Source organism: Avrilella dinanensis, assembly GCF_002807015.1.
Classification (GTDB): Bacteria; Bacteroidota; Bacteroidia; order Flavobacteriales; family Flavobacteriaceae; genus Flavobacterium; species Flavobacterium dinanensis.
Map to the genome: position 1 here is coordinate 324013 of NZ_NIPO01000001.1, position 15241 is coordinate 339253.

The following is a 15241-nucleotide window of genomic DNA, read 5'->3' on the forward strand; positions in this document are numbered from 1 at the left end:
ATTTTATGCAGGGAAACTGGAAAAGAAAATTTATTGTCCTTTGGATTGGACAGTTTTTTTCGTTGATAAGTAGTTCGGCGGTAAATTTTGCCATTATTATCTGGCTGAGCCTCGAAACAGGTTCCGCTGAAGTGTTGGCGTATGCAGCCATTGCTGGATTGCTACCACAAGCAATTATCGGACCATTTGCCGGTGTTTATATTGACCGGTGGGATAGGAAGAAAACCATGATTTTTGCCGATAGCTTTGTGGCTGTTTGTACTTTGGTTATGTCCGTGAGTTTCTATATGGGCAATGAAAGCCTTTTGCTGATTTATGTGATGCTGGGTTTACGGTCGGTCGGTTCTGCGTTTCACATGCCAGCGATGCAGGCAGCCATTCCAATGCTTGCCCCAAGGTCGGAATTATTGCGTATTGCAGGAATTAATCAAATCATTCAGTCGATTTCGAGCATTGCCGGGCCCGCTTTAGGAGCATTGGCTATCGGGCTGCTTTCTATTGGAAATGTACTTTTACTGGATATTGCCGGAGCTATTTTGGCTATTACTTCTTTATTGTTTATTCATATCCCTAGCCCGAAAGTGTTGGAAAAGCCGAAAGCAAGTTTGCGTCAGGTAATTAATGATATGAAAATCAGCTTTAAAGAAATTCTGGCAAACAAAGGATTATCTTTCCTGTTTTTGTACTCCGTTATCGGTATGTTTTGTATTATGCCTGTTGCCGTGCTTTTTCCTCTGCTGACCATCGACCATTTTCAGGGAGGTAAATTTGAAATGAGCATTATCGAAATTATCTGGGGCGTGGGAATGCTTGTTGGCGGCGGTCTTCTGGGAATTTGGAAACCAAAAATCCACAAAGTAATTATCATTAATCTGATGGATATTATTGTGGGAATTACCTTTACATGGTCGGGCTTGCTGGCACCGGAAAGGTTTGTGTTTTTTGTTGTTTTAACAGCCATTGGCGGAATGGCGGCGTCTTTATATAATGCAAGTTTCACGACTATCATTCAGGAAGAAATCAGACACGATATGCTTGGACGGGTATTTTCTTTGTATTACAGTTTTTCGGTTATTCCGTCGGTAATTGGGCTGCTCTGCACCGGTTTTATCGCAGATTATATCGGGATTACACAAACTTTTATATTTCTTGGGATAATGGTTTCTCTGGTTGGCGTGGTAGCATTTTTTACCCCGTCGTTGATGAGGTTGGGGAGGAAGTGATTGGTGTTTGATGTGCTGTACCCTTATCCTCCGCAAAACTATGTAGCTGATATTTTCAAAATTTTGCGTACCAAAAGGCTTTTTGGGAATTACGATTTTTCCGTTTGTTTTTTGTACTTTTACTTTAAATATATTAGAATATGGATATTCAGGCTACAAAATTAGAATTGATAAAGCGTCTTTTATCGGTAGAGAAGGAATCTGTTCTTGAAGAATTGAAAAAAATACTTTTGTCAAATACAAACAAAGAAGAAACTGTAGGATATACAACAGATGGTCAATCATTAACGTTAGAAGATTATCAACAAAAAGTACAAAGAGGAATTAATGATATTAAATCCGGAAATTATACTTTAGACGAGGATTTCGCACGCGAAATAGAAACTTGGTAACCTTTTATGTACAAAATTAAATGGTCTCACGAGGCAAAAACCGATGTCAAAAGGGTTTATGATTTTATAAAGCAAAAATCTGTGCAAGGAGCGAAAAATGTAGTTACAGATATTCGGAACGCACCAAAAACGATTGTTTTTGATAAGCAATATAGTGTTGATGAATATGCGTATGAATGTAGAAAAATTGTAGTAAGAAATTATAAAATTCTTTATATCGCCGATTTTAAAAACAAAACGATTGACATAGTTGCGGTTTTCGATACACGGCAAAATCCTGATAAATTATCAGATTTAAGCATAGAACGTTGATAGTTTTCCTCTTATGCTATTAATCATCTCAAAATTCTGGGTACCAAAAGGCTTTTCGGGAATTACGGTTTTTCCGTTTATTTTTGCACGCGAAAAATCCTGCAAAAGCAATGAAACGTTTATCAATCACGAAAAAATCCATATTCGGCAGCAATTAGAATTATTGGTTGTTTTCTTTTTTATTTGGTACAGCTTGGAGTTTTTGTTTCGTTGCATACAATATAAGAACGTTAAACAAGCATACCGGAATATTTCGTTTGAGCGTGAGGCTTATACGCACGAACGTAATTTGACTTATTTAACCAACCGCCGCTTTTTCTTTTTTATCAAATACCTATGATTGTTCCACAACAAGAATCGTTTAATCAGCAGATTGACTTTGAAAATCCTTACAAAATCGAACTTTACATCAAAAGGGAAGATGTGTTGCACGATGAAATTTCGGGCAATAAATTCCGCAAGCTCAAATATAATCTGGAAGAAGCCAAACGCTTGGGATATACCAAATTACTGACTTTTGGTGGTGCATATTCCAATCACATTGCGGCAGTTGCAGCTGCAGGACGAGATTATGGCTTTGAAACTATAGGCATTATTCGCGGGGAAGAACTGGCGGATAAGTTTTTGGAAAATCCTACCTTAAAAAAAGCTTTTGAAAATGGAATGCAGTTTGAATTTGTGACCCGAACACAATACCGCGATAAAAACAATCCGCAGTTTTTAGCGTTTTTGCAACAGCAATTTGGCGATTTTTACTTCATTCCCGAAGGCGGAACCAATGAATTTGCTGTAAAAGGCTGCGAAGAAATCCTGACCGAAGAAGACAAAATGTTTGATTTTATTTGTTGTGCCGTTGGAACAGGCGGAACCATTTCGGGGATTATCAACAGTTTGCAACCACATCAAAAAGCATTGGGCTTTCCTGCATTGAAAGGCGATTTTTTAAAGGAAGACATTAAAAAATATACAAAAAACGACCATTGGGATTTGATAACTGATTATCATTTTGGAGGTTATGCAAAAATAAATGAGGAGTTGAAGCGGTTTATGCATTTGTTTGAACAAAAATATTCCATACCGTTAGAACCGATTTATACCGGGAAAATGCTTTTCGGCATAATGGATTTAATAAACAACGGTTTTTTTCCGGAAAAAAGCAAGATTCTGGTCATTCACACCGGAGGTTTACAAGGTTTGAAGTCGGGGATTGCTGGCGAATGATTTTTTCTCTTTTGTAATTATTGTTTTTTCATAACCTTTTCGAAGGTATTCATGTTGCGGGAAGTAAAGGTGTCTTTCAGAGCTTTTCGACTGAGTATTTTTCCGAATTCGGAATCGAGTGTATTTCCTTTTGCAACTTTCCAATAAAAATTATTTTCTACTATTTTGGCTTCTTCATCTTTTGCTTTCTTCCCCTTTTCAAACTCGGTCATTAGTGTTTTTTCAATGCCGGAAATTCCAACGAAGCCGTAAATGTGAAATTCGGAATGTGCTTCAAAAGGATTGTTTTTGCAGATTATCTCTATTTCATTTTTATCTTTCAGAAAAAGAAAAGCTTCATAATTAAAATGTTCTGACATGGCTTTTTCCAGCACTGTTTTTAATTCATCTTTATTTTTATCAGACAAAAAAAGAATGTTTCCCGATGCCAAAACGAACGATACATCTTTCATTCCTGCTTTTTCAAACACGACACAAACTTCTGCCATTTTCATTGTTGTTCCTTTTACGTTTACACCACGCAAAAAAGCACAAAATTGGGTGTGTTTTTTCATTTCTATTATCTAAAATTCCGAAGTTATCTTATCCACTTTCGCAATCGTAAAATCCAAATCTTCATACGAAAGAGCATCGGTTATAAACCACGTTTCATACGAAGACGGAGCGATATAAATTCCTTCTTTCAGTAATCCGTGAAAGAAATCCTTGAATCTTTGTGTATCTCCGTAACCGGCAGTTTTGAAATCGTAAATCTCACGATTGTCAAAGAAAACCGAAATCATCGATCCTACTCGATTTATCGTAAAATCAATATTATTTTTGGTCAAAACGTCTCTCATTCCCTTTTCGAGATAGGCAGTTTTTTCTTCTAAACGATTAAATAGTTCTACATCGTTGTTGATTGCTTGTAACATTGCTAAACCAGCTGCCATTGCCAACGGATTTCCAGACAAAGTACCAGCTTGGTAAACAGGACCAACCGGAGCTAAATAATCCATAATTTCGTTGCGTGCGGCAAAAGCACCAACCGGCAATCCGCCGCCAATTACTTTCCCAAAACAAACGATATCGGCTTTTATTCCGAACAGTTCTTGTGCACCGCCTTTTGCCAAACGGAAACCAGTCATTACTTCATCAAAAATTAATAAAGCACCATTCGCATCACACAATTCACGTAGTTCTTGTAAGAAATTATTTACCGGAGGCACACACCCCATATTTCCGGCAACGGGCTCAATAATGATACAGGCAATTTCATTTTTATTCGCTTCGAATAATGCTTTTACCGAATCAATATTATTGAAATCTGCCAACAAAGTGTCTTGAGCTGTTCCTTTGGTCACACCCGGACTTGAAGGCACGCCAAAAGTAGATAATCCACTACCTGCAGCAATCAAAAACGAATCGGAATGTCCGTGATAACAACCACGGAATTTGATGATTTTCTCCCGACCGGTAAACCCTCTTGCCAAACGAACGGCACTCATACAAGCCTCTGTTCCTGAATTTACAAAACGGATTTTATCAATATTGGGCACCATAGAAACGGCTAATTTTGCAATTTCAGTTTCAATTTCAGTTGGTGTTCCAAACGATGTTCCCTTCTTGGTTTTTTCGATAACGGCATCAACAACTGGTTGAAAAGCATGACCTAAAAGCATCGGTCCCCACGAGTTGATGTAGTCGATATATTTTCTTCCGTCTTCGTCATACAAATAAGCTCCTTTGGCTTCTTTAACGAAAATAGGCGTTCCGCCCACCGATTTAAATGCACGAACGGGTGAATTAACCCCGCCCGGTATGTAATTTTGTGTTTCAACGAACAGTTCGCTGCTTCTTTGGTAAATCATTGTTTGTATATGGTGTTTTAAGAATTTTATTTGATTTTAAGTAACTTAGGGTTTTGTCTTCCGTCTCGAATGGTTAAAATATGTAGTTCGTTATTTTTTATTTCGTAATACAACAGATAATCCTTTATGATTTTTACTTTTACATTGATTACATCTGTGTCTTTACCAATCATTGGAAATTTACCCAAAACAGTTACCTCTTCTTTTATCAAGGCGTTCAGTTTTAAGCTATAAATTTTTGATTTATTTCGATTAATCCAATATTGTAAAATTTCTGTACGTTCATTAATTGCTTGTTCTGACCAAATTATTTTTTTAACCATTTCTCAATTTGATTTTCAGCTTCATCGTGGGTTAAAAAAGCTCCTTTTTCTATTTGACTTTGAGCATCTGCAATCGCATCTTTTTCTTCATTTGAAGTTTCAAATACGGAAATGTCAGACTGAAATTCAAGAAACCTCAACATTTCTTTTAGTCTGAATTCATCTGTTATTTTTGCAATTCGGCTAATCAAATCTTTTTTTATGTCGGCTGTTGTATCCATAGCTTGTTTTTTTTCGGCTAAAGTGTTTTATACAAAGTTAATGATTTTTTAGAAAAGAAAAACCGAGGATTAGCTCGGTATATAATTTTGTGCTTCAACGAATAGTTCGCTGCTTCTTTGGTAAATCGTTGTTTTTTTAGTTGTCAATAGTCAAATTAGCTATATAGCTTTCAAGATCAATAGTTCTTTGTCTTGTTAAATCAAGCTTTGTTTGGGCTAAAACAGGAATCCACATTGTTCCTTGCATATCAGAATAAATCTGGATTGAAAATTCAATTTCCTTATCTCTGTATTCAATCCACTTTCTTTGAGCGATTTTCAATTTTTCTTTTTGCTCAACTGTCAAAAGGCTTAATAATTTTTTATAAGTCTTGTTTAATTCAATATCCCACTTTGTTGTTGCAGTATTTACACAATCTACCATTCCTTTAGTTGTGTAATTTTCTTTTAAACTAAGGCAGTCTTGTAACTCTTTATCAATTTGATGAATATTGTTAGTCTGTCCATAAATCATTACAGAAAAAACAGTCATAATTATTGTAAATAATTTTTTCATAAGACAAATTCAAATCACTTCACTCTCAAATTCTGTCCAATCGAAATCGTATTGTCCGACAAATTATTCAATCTTTTGAGTTCATTAACCGTAGAATTATATTTTTGTGAAATTCCATACAGCGTGTCACCTCTTTGGACGGTGTAATAATCTGTAATTAATTTCGTTGTTGTTGTGGGTTGAATTTTTTTATAGTCGCTGCCCAAAGCCTCTTTGTCTAACTCATATAATTCATACCGTTCAATAATCGAAATCAATTTTTCGGCATATTTCGGGTCGGTGGCATATCCAGCCTGTTTCAGTCCTTTTGCCCAACCTACATAATCTGACGGATCTAATGTGAACAGTTTTTTATAATAAGGTCTGTAGGCAAGAAACTCAGAATGGTCTTTGAAAGAATCTTCGGTTGAATCGTACATTCTAAAGCACTCATCAGGAGCGTCGTCGGTGTGGCGAACCGATTTTCCTGTCCACGTATTTTTACATTTGATGCCAAAATGGTTGTGTGCCTCGCGTGCGAGCCTGCCGTTTCCGGAACCGGACTCCAGAATTGCCTGAGCCATTTTGATACTTGCCGGAATTTTGTATTCTCGCATATTATCAATAGCCAAATCCTTGTACATGTCGATATATTCTTCTACTGAGTTTCGGGAAACATTTACTTTGGAGGTTGCCTCCAGCGTTTCTGTTTCTTCCTTGGCGACGATTTTCAGTTCTTCTCTGGGATATTCGTGTTCCGTTTGCTGAACGGTTTTCGGGTAATGTTCTGCTATTTTTTGCTTGGTTTTGGCATCACGACTTGCTCCGCAAGATGCCAGCAATATCACAACGAATAATCCAATTATTTTTTTCATTGAAGCTTGTTTTTCTGTGCCTTACCAACAGGCATTCAAAGGTATGAAATATTTTATATTAAATTAAAATTATTCCCGTTTGGATAAATCCTTTTCGATTAAAAAGTTTATGATATGTCAATAGCCATTTGGTAAAAATTAATTAATTTTGAACAAAATTCATTCTGATGCAACGAATTATATTATTCATCACCTTACTGCTTTCGGTTTCTCTGTATGCCCAACAAGATTATGAGGCTCAACAGAAAAAATTAGAAAGTCAGAAAGCATCGATACTCAAAGAAATTAAACAATTTCAATCAATGCTTTCCTCCGAAAAGAGGAAAGAACGTGATATTCTGAGCGAAATAACCGAAAGTAACCGCAAAATCAGCCTGACCAATCAGCTGATTAGTACCTATAAAAAAGAATTGCGTGTGTTGGCTGATGATATTTACACCAAAACACTTGAATCCAACAAACTCAAAAGAGAACTTGCTGTACTCAAAGAGGATTACGCTAAAACCATACGCACCTCATACAAAACCCGTTCCGAGCAAAGCAAAATATTATTTGTACTTTCTTCAGACAGTTTTTTGCAGGCATATAAACGTATGCAGTATATCAAACAATATGCGAAATACAGAAAATCGCAAGGCGAGGAAATCCGAAAGAAATCGGAAGATTTAGAGAAAATCATGCAAAAGCTCGAAGTACAGAAACAAAAGCAACAAGCCGCTCTGGCAGAGCAACAAAAGGAAATTACCGCTCTTCAACAAGAAAAAAACAAACAAAACGAACTGATGAGTCTGGTGCGAAAAGACCAGAAAAAATATACCTCGCAAATCAATAAAAAACAACAAGAAAGCAGAAAAATCGACCAGCAGATTAAGGTGCTGATACAAAAAGCAATCGAAGAAGCCAACCGCAAAGCTCGCGAGAAAGAAGGCGGAAGTTCGACCGAAAAAGTCAGTTCAGGAAAATTTGCGATGACACCGGCAGAAAAAGCCTTGGCGGCAAGTTTTAGCAATAACCGCGGACGACTGCCGTGGCCGGTAGAACGAGGGTATATTTCCGGACGTTATGGAAGCCAGCCGCACCCGTCTGTGCCAAATATTACCATTGAAAATCATGGAGTGGACATCACTACCGAAAATCAGGCGACTGTTCGGGCAGTATTTGAAGGCGAAGTAACCGAAATTCAGGTTTTAGCAGGAACGAGAGTCGTTTTCGTTCGTCACGGAGATTATATTTCTGTGTATCAAAACCTAAGCAGCGTGTCTGTGAAACAAGGGCAAAAGGTGTCCACCAAACAAACCATTGGTACAGTTGCCCAAAACAGGGAGGGGCAGTCTGTACTTAAATTTTACCTGACGCAAAATAATCAATTTCAAAACCCGCAGTCTTGGCTGAGCGGAAAATAAAATGAATTATGGAAACATTAAAAGCCCCTTTTAATCTCCGGCAATGGATTGACGAAAACAGAGATTTACTGAAACCGCCTGTCGGAAACAAGAACATTTACAAACACGAATCTGACGATTTCATCGTGATGGTTGTCGGCGGACCTAATGCCAGAAAGGACTATCACTATAACGAAACCGACGAGTTTTTCTACCAGTTGGAAGGCGACATACAAATCGCGTTGCAGGTAGATGGGAAAAAACGTATAGTAGAACTCCATGAAGGAGATGTTTTCTTAGTCCCCGCAGGCACGCCACATTCACCGATGAGGTCTGCCGGTTCGGTAGGACTGGTGGTGGAAATCAAAAACAAGCCAGGCAAAAAAGACGGATTATTGTGGTTTTGTGACCAGTGTAACCATAAACTGCATGAGGTTTATTTTACTTTGCATGATATTGAAAAAGATTTCCTGAACCATTTTAGAGATTTTTATCATTCGGAAGAATTAAGAACTTGTTCCTCATGTGGGACAATCATGCCAACAGACGAACGATTTGTAAAATAATCTTCGGATAGAAAAGGCTATATTTGTAGAAATTAAACACACTAAACAATAAATTAATGGACAACTTTGGAATAAAAGATGCCTTGAATCAGCTGGGCATTAAAGAACTCAACGAAGGAACATCAACAGGAAGTCAATGGTTCGCTAATGGCGACATCATCGAATCTTATTCGCCGGTAAACGGGGAATTGATTGGTAAAGTAAAAACTTCCACCAAAGATGATTATGAAAAAGTAATGCAAAAAGCCACAGAAGCTTTCAAATCATGGAGATTGGTTCCTGCACCGAAAAGAGGCGAAATCGTTCGTCAGGTAGGAGAGGCTCTGAGAGAGAAAAAAGATGCTCTGGGTAAATTAGTTTCTTACGAAATGGGAAAAAGCTTTCAGGAAGGCTTGGGAGAAGTACAGGAAATGATTGACATTTGTGACTATGCTGTCGGACTTTCTCGTCAGCTGTACGGATTCACGATGCATTCCGAAAGACCAATGCACAGAATGTATGACCAATACCACCCGTTAGGAGTCGTAGGGACGATTTCTGCCTTTAACTTTCCGGTAGCCGTATGGTCTTGGAATGCTGCGATTGCTTGGGTTTGTGGTGATGTTTGCGTATGGAAACCGAGCTCAAAAACACCGTTGTGTGCCGTAGCTTGTCAAAATATCATCACAGAAGTTTTTAGAAAAAATAATATTGACGAAGGCGTGAGCTGTATCGTAACCGGAAATGCTTGTGGAGATTTAATCAACAACGACCACCGTATTCCGTTAGTATCTTTCACAGGCTCTACCCGCATCGGACGTCACGTGTCTAAAACCGTAGCAGAACGTTTCGGTAAAACAATTTTGGAATTAGGCGGAAACAATGCAATTATCGTTTCAGAGCATGCTGATATCAACATGGTGTTGGTCGGAGCGGTTTTTGGAGCAGTGGGTACAGCCGGGCAAAGATGTACTTCGACGCGTCGCTTGATAATCCACGAAAGTATTTACGATAAAACCATTCAGGCATTGCAAAATGCTTATACACAGCTGAGTATTGGTAATCCACTTGATGCGTCTAACCACGTCGGGCCGCTTATCGACAAAGGAGCCGTTCAGGATTATTTGAATGCGATTGAAAAAGCCAAATCAGAAGGCGGAAAAGTAATCGTTGAAGGCGGTGTACTCGAAGGCGAAGGTTATGAAAGCGGGTGCTATGTAAAACCTTGCGTTATCGAAGCTGAAAACAGTTATGAAATCGTACAGGCAGAAACGTTTGCACCAGTTTTATACGTAATGAAATACAGCACTATTGAAGAAGCTATTGATATGCAAAACAATGTTCCGCAAGGCTTGTCTTCCTCTGTGTTTACTACAAATATGCGCGAAGCTGAACTGTTCTTATCTCACGCTGGTTCTGATTGTGGTATTGCCAATGTGAATATCGGAACGTCTGGAGCGGAAATCGGTGGGGCGTTTGGTGGAGAGAAAGAAACCGGCGGTGGACGTGAATCCGGCTCAGACGCTTGGAAAGCGTATATGAGAAGACAAACAAACACCATCAACTACGGTAAAGAATTGCCGTTGGCACAAGGGATTAAGTTTGATTTTTAATTTGTTGGAGACCACAAAAACAAAAACAGCCAAACACATCGTTTGGCTGTTTTGTTGTATTAAGAGCCTGTTTAAAATTTATCTAATAATTTGTTTATGTTTCTTTTTGGTCATAACTGCGTTAAATTTTAAAACGATAGCTCTGCTATCCTTTGAAAATTTGCCTTGTTCTGCCTCAAAAACAACCTATAAACATTTTTACAATACAAATTTAAACAGGCTCTAAAATTATTTTACTTATTTCCTTCCAGATAAATCTGGAAACCTAAAGCGGCACCTAAACCGTTTTGTGCCGTAGCATTAGCCGACTGCGACTTGGAATAGTTGTACCCTGCGGTTACTTCCAACGCCACATTTCTTGAAATGAAGTGAGCATAACCACCGTTGATACCAAAAGCAAAAGAAGTGTCTGCTGTTCCTTCACTACCTCCGGTAACGCCTAAATCCACCTGCCCGAAAAAGCGACCGGTGGCACTGGCTCCTTCCGGAAAGTAATATCTGGCGAAAGGTTTGATGCCATATCCCCAAATGTTGTCGCCGTTCTGCACGGTCGAGAATCCTAAATCAATTCCCAAACCAATTGCGATTCCGTCAGAGATAAAATAACCGGCTCTCGGCATGAAGTTGATATTAAAGTTTTCGCTCTCAAAAGAGTAACCCAATGCACCGATAGAACCTCCGACTATCCAATTTCCTTTTTGAATTGGTTGACTACCAACGTTTTCTGAATGTTTAGGAGTTGTTATGTCCTGTGCATTTACTGTACTGAATCCGGCAAGTAACAACCCTGCCATTATAAACATTTTTTTCATAAAATAATTTTTTTTAGTGTTAGTATATTGGTAAGATAGCAAAAATTAAGCCATCAGTCAATAATTTTAGTTATTTTTAACATATCTTAAAATCTGTATCCAACAGAAATGCCTATTCTTAATCCTGCCCACGGTCCTTTGGTTTTTACCTTTACGCCTTGGCTGTTTACTTCGTGGCTGTGCTTGATAAACGGAATTTCATCAAAATCATTCAAAGCATTTTCGATTTCGGTAATTTCTTCCTGGTTGAGATTTTTGTTTCCGCTTAAAGTCCCGTTATGGCTTCCATACAGCGGACCGATAATTGTCCAGTCCAGATAAAAGTTTTCAGACAGTTTCCATTGTGCTCCGAAAGCGATTCCGCCCGAAAAAGTGTTGATTTTCCCATCAATTACAACGGTTTCGTCCTGTCCATTATAATAATAATTTACAGGAAGTTGAATAGAGTGAGAGGCGTACCGGAAAAACGCAGCGATATAAAACCCGTGGTAGGTATCTTTTCCCAGATAAAATTTCGCCTGGGGACTAATAGAAAACGTGCCTATTTTGGCATTTTCTAACTGATTGCTGACCGCTTCGTCGTCGATGGTGCTTTCAAAAGACCCAAGCATGGGAATGCTTCTTTTGGGCATAAAAGTCAAATTGGCACCGATAGTTGTTCTGGCGGAAATCAAATATTCATAATCTGCAGAAAAAGAGCCAATTGTGAGTGGAATAACATTGAGCTTAACCATGCTTTTCCTTTCCAAATCAGAGGCTTCTTCTTGTGCCTGTGCTAATCCTGACAACAAAATGCTTAGTGAAAAGAAAATTATTTTTTTCATAGTACTGATGTATTTAAGGATAAATTATAATAAAATTTATTATCAAAAATACAAAAAAAATGAAATGATTAATAAAATTAGGAAATAAAATTTAATTATTATACGGTCAGTTCGCCACAATGTGGTTGTTGAAACTGCTGTGAAAATTCTTCCTTGGATATATTCTCTGAAAGCAAAACCATCATTTTCGTAATGGCTGATTCGGTAGTGATGTCGTGACCAGAAACCACACCAATTTTTCTCAGAGCTATGCCGTTTTCATATTTATTCATATCAACACTTCCTCCCCAACATTGGGTAACATTGACGATTTTTACCCCACGTTCAATAGCGTTTTCTAAAGATTGAATAAACCAGTTTTCGGTTGGAGCGTTTCCGGCACCGTAAGTTTCCAAAACGATTCCTCCCAAGCCGGGAATGCGTAGAATGCTTTCCAGAACCAGCCGACTGATTCCCGGAAATATTTTTAGCACGCAAACATTCGGATTCAATTTTTTATGCACGTAAAAAGCATCTTGGTTGTTTTTCAACAACATGGTTTTGTTTATTTTAAGATGCACGCCCGACTCTGCCAGATGCCGGATATTTGGCGAAATAAACGCGTTAAAATGCTCGGCACTGATTTTTGTTGTTCTGTTTCCGCGATAAAGTTTGTATTCAAAATATAAACATACTTCGTTGATAGCCGGTTGGTTATCTTTTCTGATCGACGCAATTTGTATGGCGGTAATCAGGTTTTCTTTAGCATCTGTCCTTAAATCGCCGATAGGCAGTTGAGAGCCGGTCAAAATTACCGGTTTGCTGAGGTTTCTGAGCATAAAGCTCAGAGCCGAAGCAGTATAAGACATCGTGTCTGAACCATGCAGAATGACAAAACCATCGTAGTTATGGTAGTTTTTTTCGATAATTTCGGCGATATACACCCAGTATTCGGGATTCATATCGGAAGAATCAATAGGTTGCTCAAATGAAAATGTTGAAATCCCGCAATCCAGTAAATATAACTCAGGGATTTTATCCAGCAGTTGATCAAAATCAAAGGCTTTCAATGCTCCGGTTTCGAAGTCTTTAACCATACCGATAGTTCCGCCGGTGTAAATCAATAATATTTCAGGCTTGTTGCTCATTTTCTATCTGAATTTTATGTCTGACCGGATTGGCATACATAGACAAAAATCCGTTGACCATATCCTTGTTGTTTTTGTCCACACGCAACTCTAATCGTCTTAAAAACAGTTGTTTTTCTTCTTCGGTGTATTCGTTTTTAAAAGTATCGGTTTGGTTAAGCAAATCATGGGCAATATAATTCGTTGGCCACAATTTGTAATTGCCGACGATAAATTTATCGAGTGTTTTAGCCAGTTCCTGAATTTGACGGGCAGGATTTTGGTGTTCGTTTTTTATAGCGTCAATTTCCTCACACAATGGTTTTCCCATTTCGATATGGATACGTTTTTTCTGTCCCAAAACACCGCTCATCAGATTGATAAAATCTTCGTTTTTTTCTTTGATATAAATTTCATCACTGAGTTCTGCCATCAATCGGGGCATTTTCAGCTTGTCGGTGGGGTCATATTCGTAGGAAATAGAAACCGGTACAATCCGTAATTTTTTGAAATAATCCATCAGGTTGTCCTCGTCGGAGTTCATGCTAATCATTTTGAGTACCCCGGTATGGGTTTCGTCCCAGCCGTCTTTGGTCCGTCCTTCGCGCTGGGCAATCCAAACCGAGCGGTTTTCTTCTTTCAGCAGATGATAGATATAGGCAGAAATTTCTTTGGAGCTTTGTAATAATTCACGTGGTGAAAGTCCGCGACGTACAATAAAATTCCTGTTTAGTTTTGCCAATACCATAAGAAAAGATTTCTGTACTAGATTATCACCAACGGCAGAAGCAGTCATGATTTTGTTGTATTCATGTAGTTTAACATTCAGCAGGCTGGTATCCAGTAAAATATCCCGGTGGTTGGATATGAAAAAATAAGACAGATTATCATCTAATTGTTCAAAACCATTCACAGTCAGATTTTCCGATGTTTTTTCCAGAATCCGTTGCATGGTGTAATAGATGATTTGCGTTTGAAAATCATATATCGAGTGGATATTCTGAAACAATTCGTAGAAATAACTTTCGTCTTTGTCCGGATAAGTAAAGCTCATCAACGCTTTGAGCATCGGGTGTGAAGCCAGTGACATCAGCACTTGGTTCACTTCCGAATCGGGATAATATTTTATGTTGTCGTAAGAAGACATTATTTTTCTATTTATAATACAAATGAACGAATACTTTTTTAATCACGCAATCGTTTTAGAATTTATACACATTTTGTGCATTTTTTGTCGTGATTTTTGCGACTTCTTCAATAGTTAATTGATACAATTCTGCAATTTTTCCGGCAACCAAAGCCACATAAGCAGGTTCGTTTCTCTTGCCTCTGTATGGCGTGGGAGCCAGATATGGTGCGTCGGTTTCCAACACAATGTTTTCTATGGGTATTTGAGACAAAAAGTGGTCTATTTTACCGTTTTTGAAAGTAACTACTCCGCCGATACCGAGTTTTAACCCATACGAAATTGCCTGATGAGCCTGATTCAAATCGCCGGTAAAGCAATGAAAAATTCCGGACAGATTACCGTCGTTTTCCTTGTCTAACACCTCAAAAATTTCGTCAAAAGCATCACGACAGTGAATGTTAATCGGCAGATTCATTGATTTTGCCCATTGAATTTGCGTTTGAAAAGCCTCTTGCTGAATCCCTAGAGTGGTTTTGTCCCAATATAAATCAATGCCGATTTCACCCACGGCACAAAAAGGTCTTTCGTCTAATTGTTTCCTGACCCAGTCTAATTCATGTTTATAATTTTCCGGTTTTACGGAACACGGGTGTAATCCCATCATCAACCGGACATTCTCCGGAAACCTTTTTTCCAAAGCATACATATCTTCGGTAGTTTCGCTGTCGATGGCTGGTAAAAACAAATTTGTCACTCCGGCTTCAATGGCCTTGGACATCACATCATCAAGGTCGTGATGAAATTCTTTGCTGTATAAATGGGTGTGGGTGTCTGTCAGTGTCATAAAATGATTAAATTTACCGGCTAAAATTGGTATT

At 38.3% G+C, this 15241-nt stretch carries 19 protein-coding genes; 8 read left to right on the top strand and 11 right to left on the bottom strand.

What is annotated here, in order from left to right; genetic code table 11:
* Nucleotides 1–5 precede the first annotated feature (5 nt).
* The 5 genes from CDL10_RS01570 to CDL10_RS01590 all read left to right on the top strand — a co-directional run bounded on the left by CDL10_RS01570 (nt 6) and on the right by CDL10_RS01590 (nt 3148).
* Nucleotides 6–1223, top strand: coding sequence for an MFS transporter (locus CDL10_RS01570; RefSeq protein WP_100676903.1), 1218 nt, complete (start codon nt 6–8; stop codon nt 1221–1223).
* Nucleotides 1224–1363: 140 nt separating this feature from the next.
* The gene (locus CDL10_RS01575; protein ID WP_100676904.1) at nt 1364–1615 is read left to right on the top strand and encodes a hypothetical protein; all 252 of its coding nucleotides are present in this window, start codon (nt 1364–1366) and stop codon (nt 1613–1615) included.
* Nucleotides 1616–1621: 6 nt separating this feature from the next.
* Entirely contained in the window at nt 1622–1927 is a 306-nt protein-coding gene (locus CDL10_RS01580; protein WP_100676905.1) for a type II toxin-antitoxin system RelE/ParE family toxin, read from the top strand.
* Nucleotides 1928–1940: 13 nt separating this feature from the next.
* On the top strand, nt 1941–2267 hold the full coding sequence (locus CDL10_RS01585) for a hypothetical protein (protein WP_100676906.1): 327 nt from the start codon (nt 1941–1943) through the stop codon (nt 2265–2267).
* Nucleotides 2264–3148, top strand: a complete 885-nt coding sequence (locus CDL10_RS01590; protein ID WP_100676907.1) for a 1-aminocyclopropane-1-carboxylate deaminase/D-cysteine desulfhydrase — start codon at nt 2264–2266, stop codon at nt 3146–3148. The genes CDL10_RS01585 and CDL10_RS01590 overlap by 4 nt, the downstream gene beginning before the upstream one ends.
* Before the next feature lie 17 nt (nt 3149–3165).
* Here CDL10_RS01590 and CDL10_RS01595 read toward each other — a convergent pair whose 3' ends face one another.
* From CDL10_RS01595 to CDL10_RS01620, 6 genes are all read right to left on the bottom strand, one after another.
* Entirely contained in the window at nt 3166–3702 is a 537-nt protein-coding gene (locus CDL10_RS01595; protein ID WP_100676908.1) for a DUF1697 domain-containing protein, read from the bottom strand.
* A 9-nt stretch (nt 3703–3711) separates the two neighbouring features.
* Nucleotides 3712–4998, bottom strand: coding sequence for a glutamate-1-semialdehyde 2,1-aminomutase (gene hemL, locus CDL10_RS01600; protein WP_100676909.1), 1287 nt, complete (start codon nt 4996–4998; stop codon nt 3712–3714).
* A 26-nt stretch (nt 4999–5024) separates the two neighbouring features.
* Entirely contained in the window at nt 5025–5321 is a 297-nt protein-coding gene (locus tag CDL10_RS01605) for a type II toxin-antitoxin system RelE/ParE family toxin (protein ID WP_100676910.1), read from the bottom strand.
* A complete protein-coding gene (locus CDL10_RS01610) occupies nt 5306–5542 on the bottom strand; it encodes a hypothetical protein (RefSeq protein WP_100676911.1) in 237 nt (78 codons plus the stop codon). The genes CDL10_RS01605 and CDL10_RS01610 overlap by 16 nt, the downstream gene beginning before the upstream one ends.
* A 136-nt stretch (nt 5543–5678) precedes the next feature.
* Nucleotides 5679–6098: a lysozyme inhibitor LprI family protein gene (locus CDL10_RS01615; RefSeq protein WP_100676912.1), complete on the bottom strand. Its 420-nt coding sequence runs from the start codon at nt 6096–6098 to the stop codon at nt 5679–5681.
* A gap of 14 nt (nt 6099–6112) precedes the next feature.
* Nucleotides 6113–6952, bottom strand: a complete 840-nt coding sequence (locus CDL10_RS01620; protein ID WP_100676913.1) for a glucosaminidase domain-containing protein — start codon at nt 6950–6952, stop codon at nt 6113–6115.
* Nucleotides 6953–7119: 167 nt separating this feature from the next.
* On the opposite strand from CDL10_RS01620, the gene CDL10_RS01625 reads away from it, so the two are divergent.
* The 3 genes from CDL10_RS01625 to amaB are packed head-to-tail and all read left to right on the top strand — an operon-like array spanning nt 7120 to nt 10492.
* The gene (locus CDL10_RS01625; protein ID WP_100676914.1) at nt 7120–8355 is read left to right on the top strand and encodes a murein hydrolase activator EnvC family protein; all 1236 of its coding nucleotides are present in this window, start codon (nt 7120–7122) and stop codon (nt 8353–8355) included.
* Between the two features lie 8 nt (nt 8356–8363).
* Nucleotides 8364–8900 carry a 3-hydroxyanthranilate 3,4-dioxygenase gene (locus tag CDL10_RS01630; protein ID WP_100676915.1) on the top strand — a complete coding sequence of 179 codons (537 nt, stop codon included), beginning with the start codon at nt 8364–8366 and terminating at the stop codon, nt 8898–8900.
* Between the two features lie 56 nt (nt 8901–8956).
* Nucleotides 8957–10492 (top strand): L-piperidine-6-carboxylate dehydrogenase, encoded by a 1536-nt coding sequence (gene amaB, locus CDL10_RS01635; protein ID WP_100676916.1) that lies wholly within the window; start codon nt 8957–8959, stop codon nt 10490–10492.
* Nucleotides 10493–10725: 233 nt separating this feature from the next.
* On the opposite strand, the gene CDL10_RS01640 is transcribed toward amaB, so the two are convergent.
* The 5 genes from CDL10_RS01640 to CDL10_RS01660 form a co-directional block, all read right to left on the bottom strand.
* The gene (locus CDL10_RS01640) at nt 10726–11304 is read right to left on the bottom strand and encodes a hypothetical protein (protein WP_100676917.1); all 579 of its coding nucleotides are present in this window, start codon (nt 11302–11304) and stop codon (nt 10726–10728) included.
* Between the two features lie 86 nt (nt 11305–11390).
* Entirely contained in the window at nt 11391–12128 is a 738-nt protein-coding gene (locus CDL10_RS01645) for a DUF3575 domain-containing protein (protein WP_100676918.1), read from the bottom strand.
* A gap of 98 nt (nt 12129–12226) precedes the next feature.
* Nucleotides 12227–13255: an asparaginase gene (locus CDL10_RS01650; RefSeq protein ID WP_100676919.1), complete on the bottom strand. Its 1029-nt coding sequence runs from the start codon at nt 13253–13255 to the stop codon at nt 12227–12229.
* A complete protein-coding gene (locus CDL10_RS01655) occupies nt 13239–14381 on the bottom strand; it encodes a lysophospholipid acyltransferase family protein (protein WP_100676920.1) in 1143 nt (380 codons plus the stop codon). Before CDL10_RS01655 ends, CDL10_RS01650 begins: the two co-directional genes overlap by 17 nt.
* Before the next feature lie 55 nt (nt 14382–14436).
* On the bottom strand, nt 14437–15207 hold the full coding sequence (locus CDL10_RS01660) for a TatD family hydrolase (RefSeq protein ID WP_100676921.1): 771 nt from the start codon (nt 15205–15207) through the stop codon (nt 14437–14439).
* Nucleotides 15208–15241 lie beyond the last annotated feature (34 nt).

What these genes read in the sequence shown, in the direction of transcription:
- CDL10_RS01570 (WP_100676903.1), top strand. Translation starts at nt 6, where the DNA reads ATGCAGGGAAACTGGAAAAGAAAATTTATTGTCCTTTGGATTGGACAG.
- CDL10_RS01575 (WP_100676904.1), top strand. Translation starts at nt 1,364, where the DNA reads ATGGATATTCAGGCTACAAAATTAGAATTGATAAAGCGTCTTTTATCG.
- CDL10_RS01580 (WP_100676905.1), top strand. Translation starts at nt 1,622, where the DNA reads ATGTACAAAATTAAATGGTCTCACGAGGCAAAAACCGATGTCAAAAGG.
- CDL10_RS01585 (WP_100676906.1), top strand. Translation starts at nt 1,941, where the DNA reads ATGCTATTAATCATCTCAAAATTCTGGGTACCAAAAGGCTTTTCGGGA.
- CDL10_RS01590 (WP_100676907.1), top strand. Translation starts at nt 2,264, where the DNA reads ATGATTGTTCCACAACAAGAATCGTTTAATCAGCAGATTGACTTTGAA.
- CDL10_RS01595 (WP_100676908.1), bottom strand. Translation starts at nt 3,702, where the DNA reads ATGAAAAAACACACCCAATTTTGTGCTTTTTTGCGTGGTGTAAACGTA.
- hemL (WP_100676909.1), bottom strand. Translation starts at nt 4,998, where the DNA reads ATGATTTACCAAAGAAGCAGCGAACTGTTCGTTGAAACACAAAATTAC.
- CDL10_RS01605 (WP_100676910.1), bottom strand. Translation starts at nt 5,321, where the DNA reads ATGGTTAAAAAAATAATTTGGTCAGAACAAGCAATTAATGAACGTACA.
- CDL10_RS01610 (WP_100676911.1), bottom strand. Translation starts at nt 5,542, where the DNA reads ATGGATACAACAGCCGACATAAAAAAAGATTTGATTAGCCGAATTGCA.
- CDL10_RS01615 (WP_100676912.1), bottom strand. Translation starts at nt 6,098, where the DNA reads ATGAAAAAATTATTTACAATAATTATGACTGTTTTTTCTGTAATGATT.
- CDL10_RS01620 (WP_100676913.1), bottom strand. Translation starts at nt 6,952, where the DNA reads ATGAAAAAAATAATTGGATTATTCGTTGTGATATTGCTGGCATCTTGC.
- CDL10_RS01625 (WP_100676914.1), top strand. Translation starts at nt 7,120, where the DNA reads ATGCAACGAATTATATTATTCATCACCTTACTGCTTTCGGTTTCTCTG.
- CDL10_RS01630 (WP_100676915.1), top strand. Translation starts at nt 8,364, where the DNA reads ATGGAAACATTAAAAGCCCCTTTTAATCTCCGGCAATGGATTGACGAA.
- amaB (WP_100676916.1), top strand. Translation starts at nt 8,957, where the DNA reads ATGGACAACTTTGGAATAAAAGATGCCTTGAATCAGCTGGGCATTAAA.
- CDL10_RS01640 (WP_100676917.1), bottom strand. Translation starts at nt 11,304, where the DNA reads ATGAAAAAAATGTTTATAATGGCAGGGTTGTTACTTGCCGGATTCAGT.
- CDL10_RS01645 (WP_100676918.1), bottom strand. Translation starts at nt 12,128, where the DNA reads ATGAAAAAAATAATTTTCTTTTCACTAAGCATTTTGTTGTCAGGATTA.
- CDL10_RS01650 (WP_100676919.1), bottom strand. Translation starts at nt 13,255, where the DNA reads ATGAGCAACAAGCCTGAAATATTATTGATTTACACCGGCGGAACTATC.
- CDL10_RS01655 (WP_100676920.1), bottom strand. Translation starts at nt 14,381, where the DNA reads ATGTCTTCTTACGACAACATAAAATATTATCCCGATTCGGAAGTGAAC.
- CDL10_RS01660 (WP_100676921.1), bottom strand. Translation starts at nt 15,207, where the DNA reads ATGACACTGACAGACACCCACACCCATTTATACAGCAAAGAATTTCAT.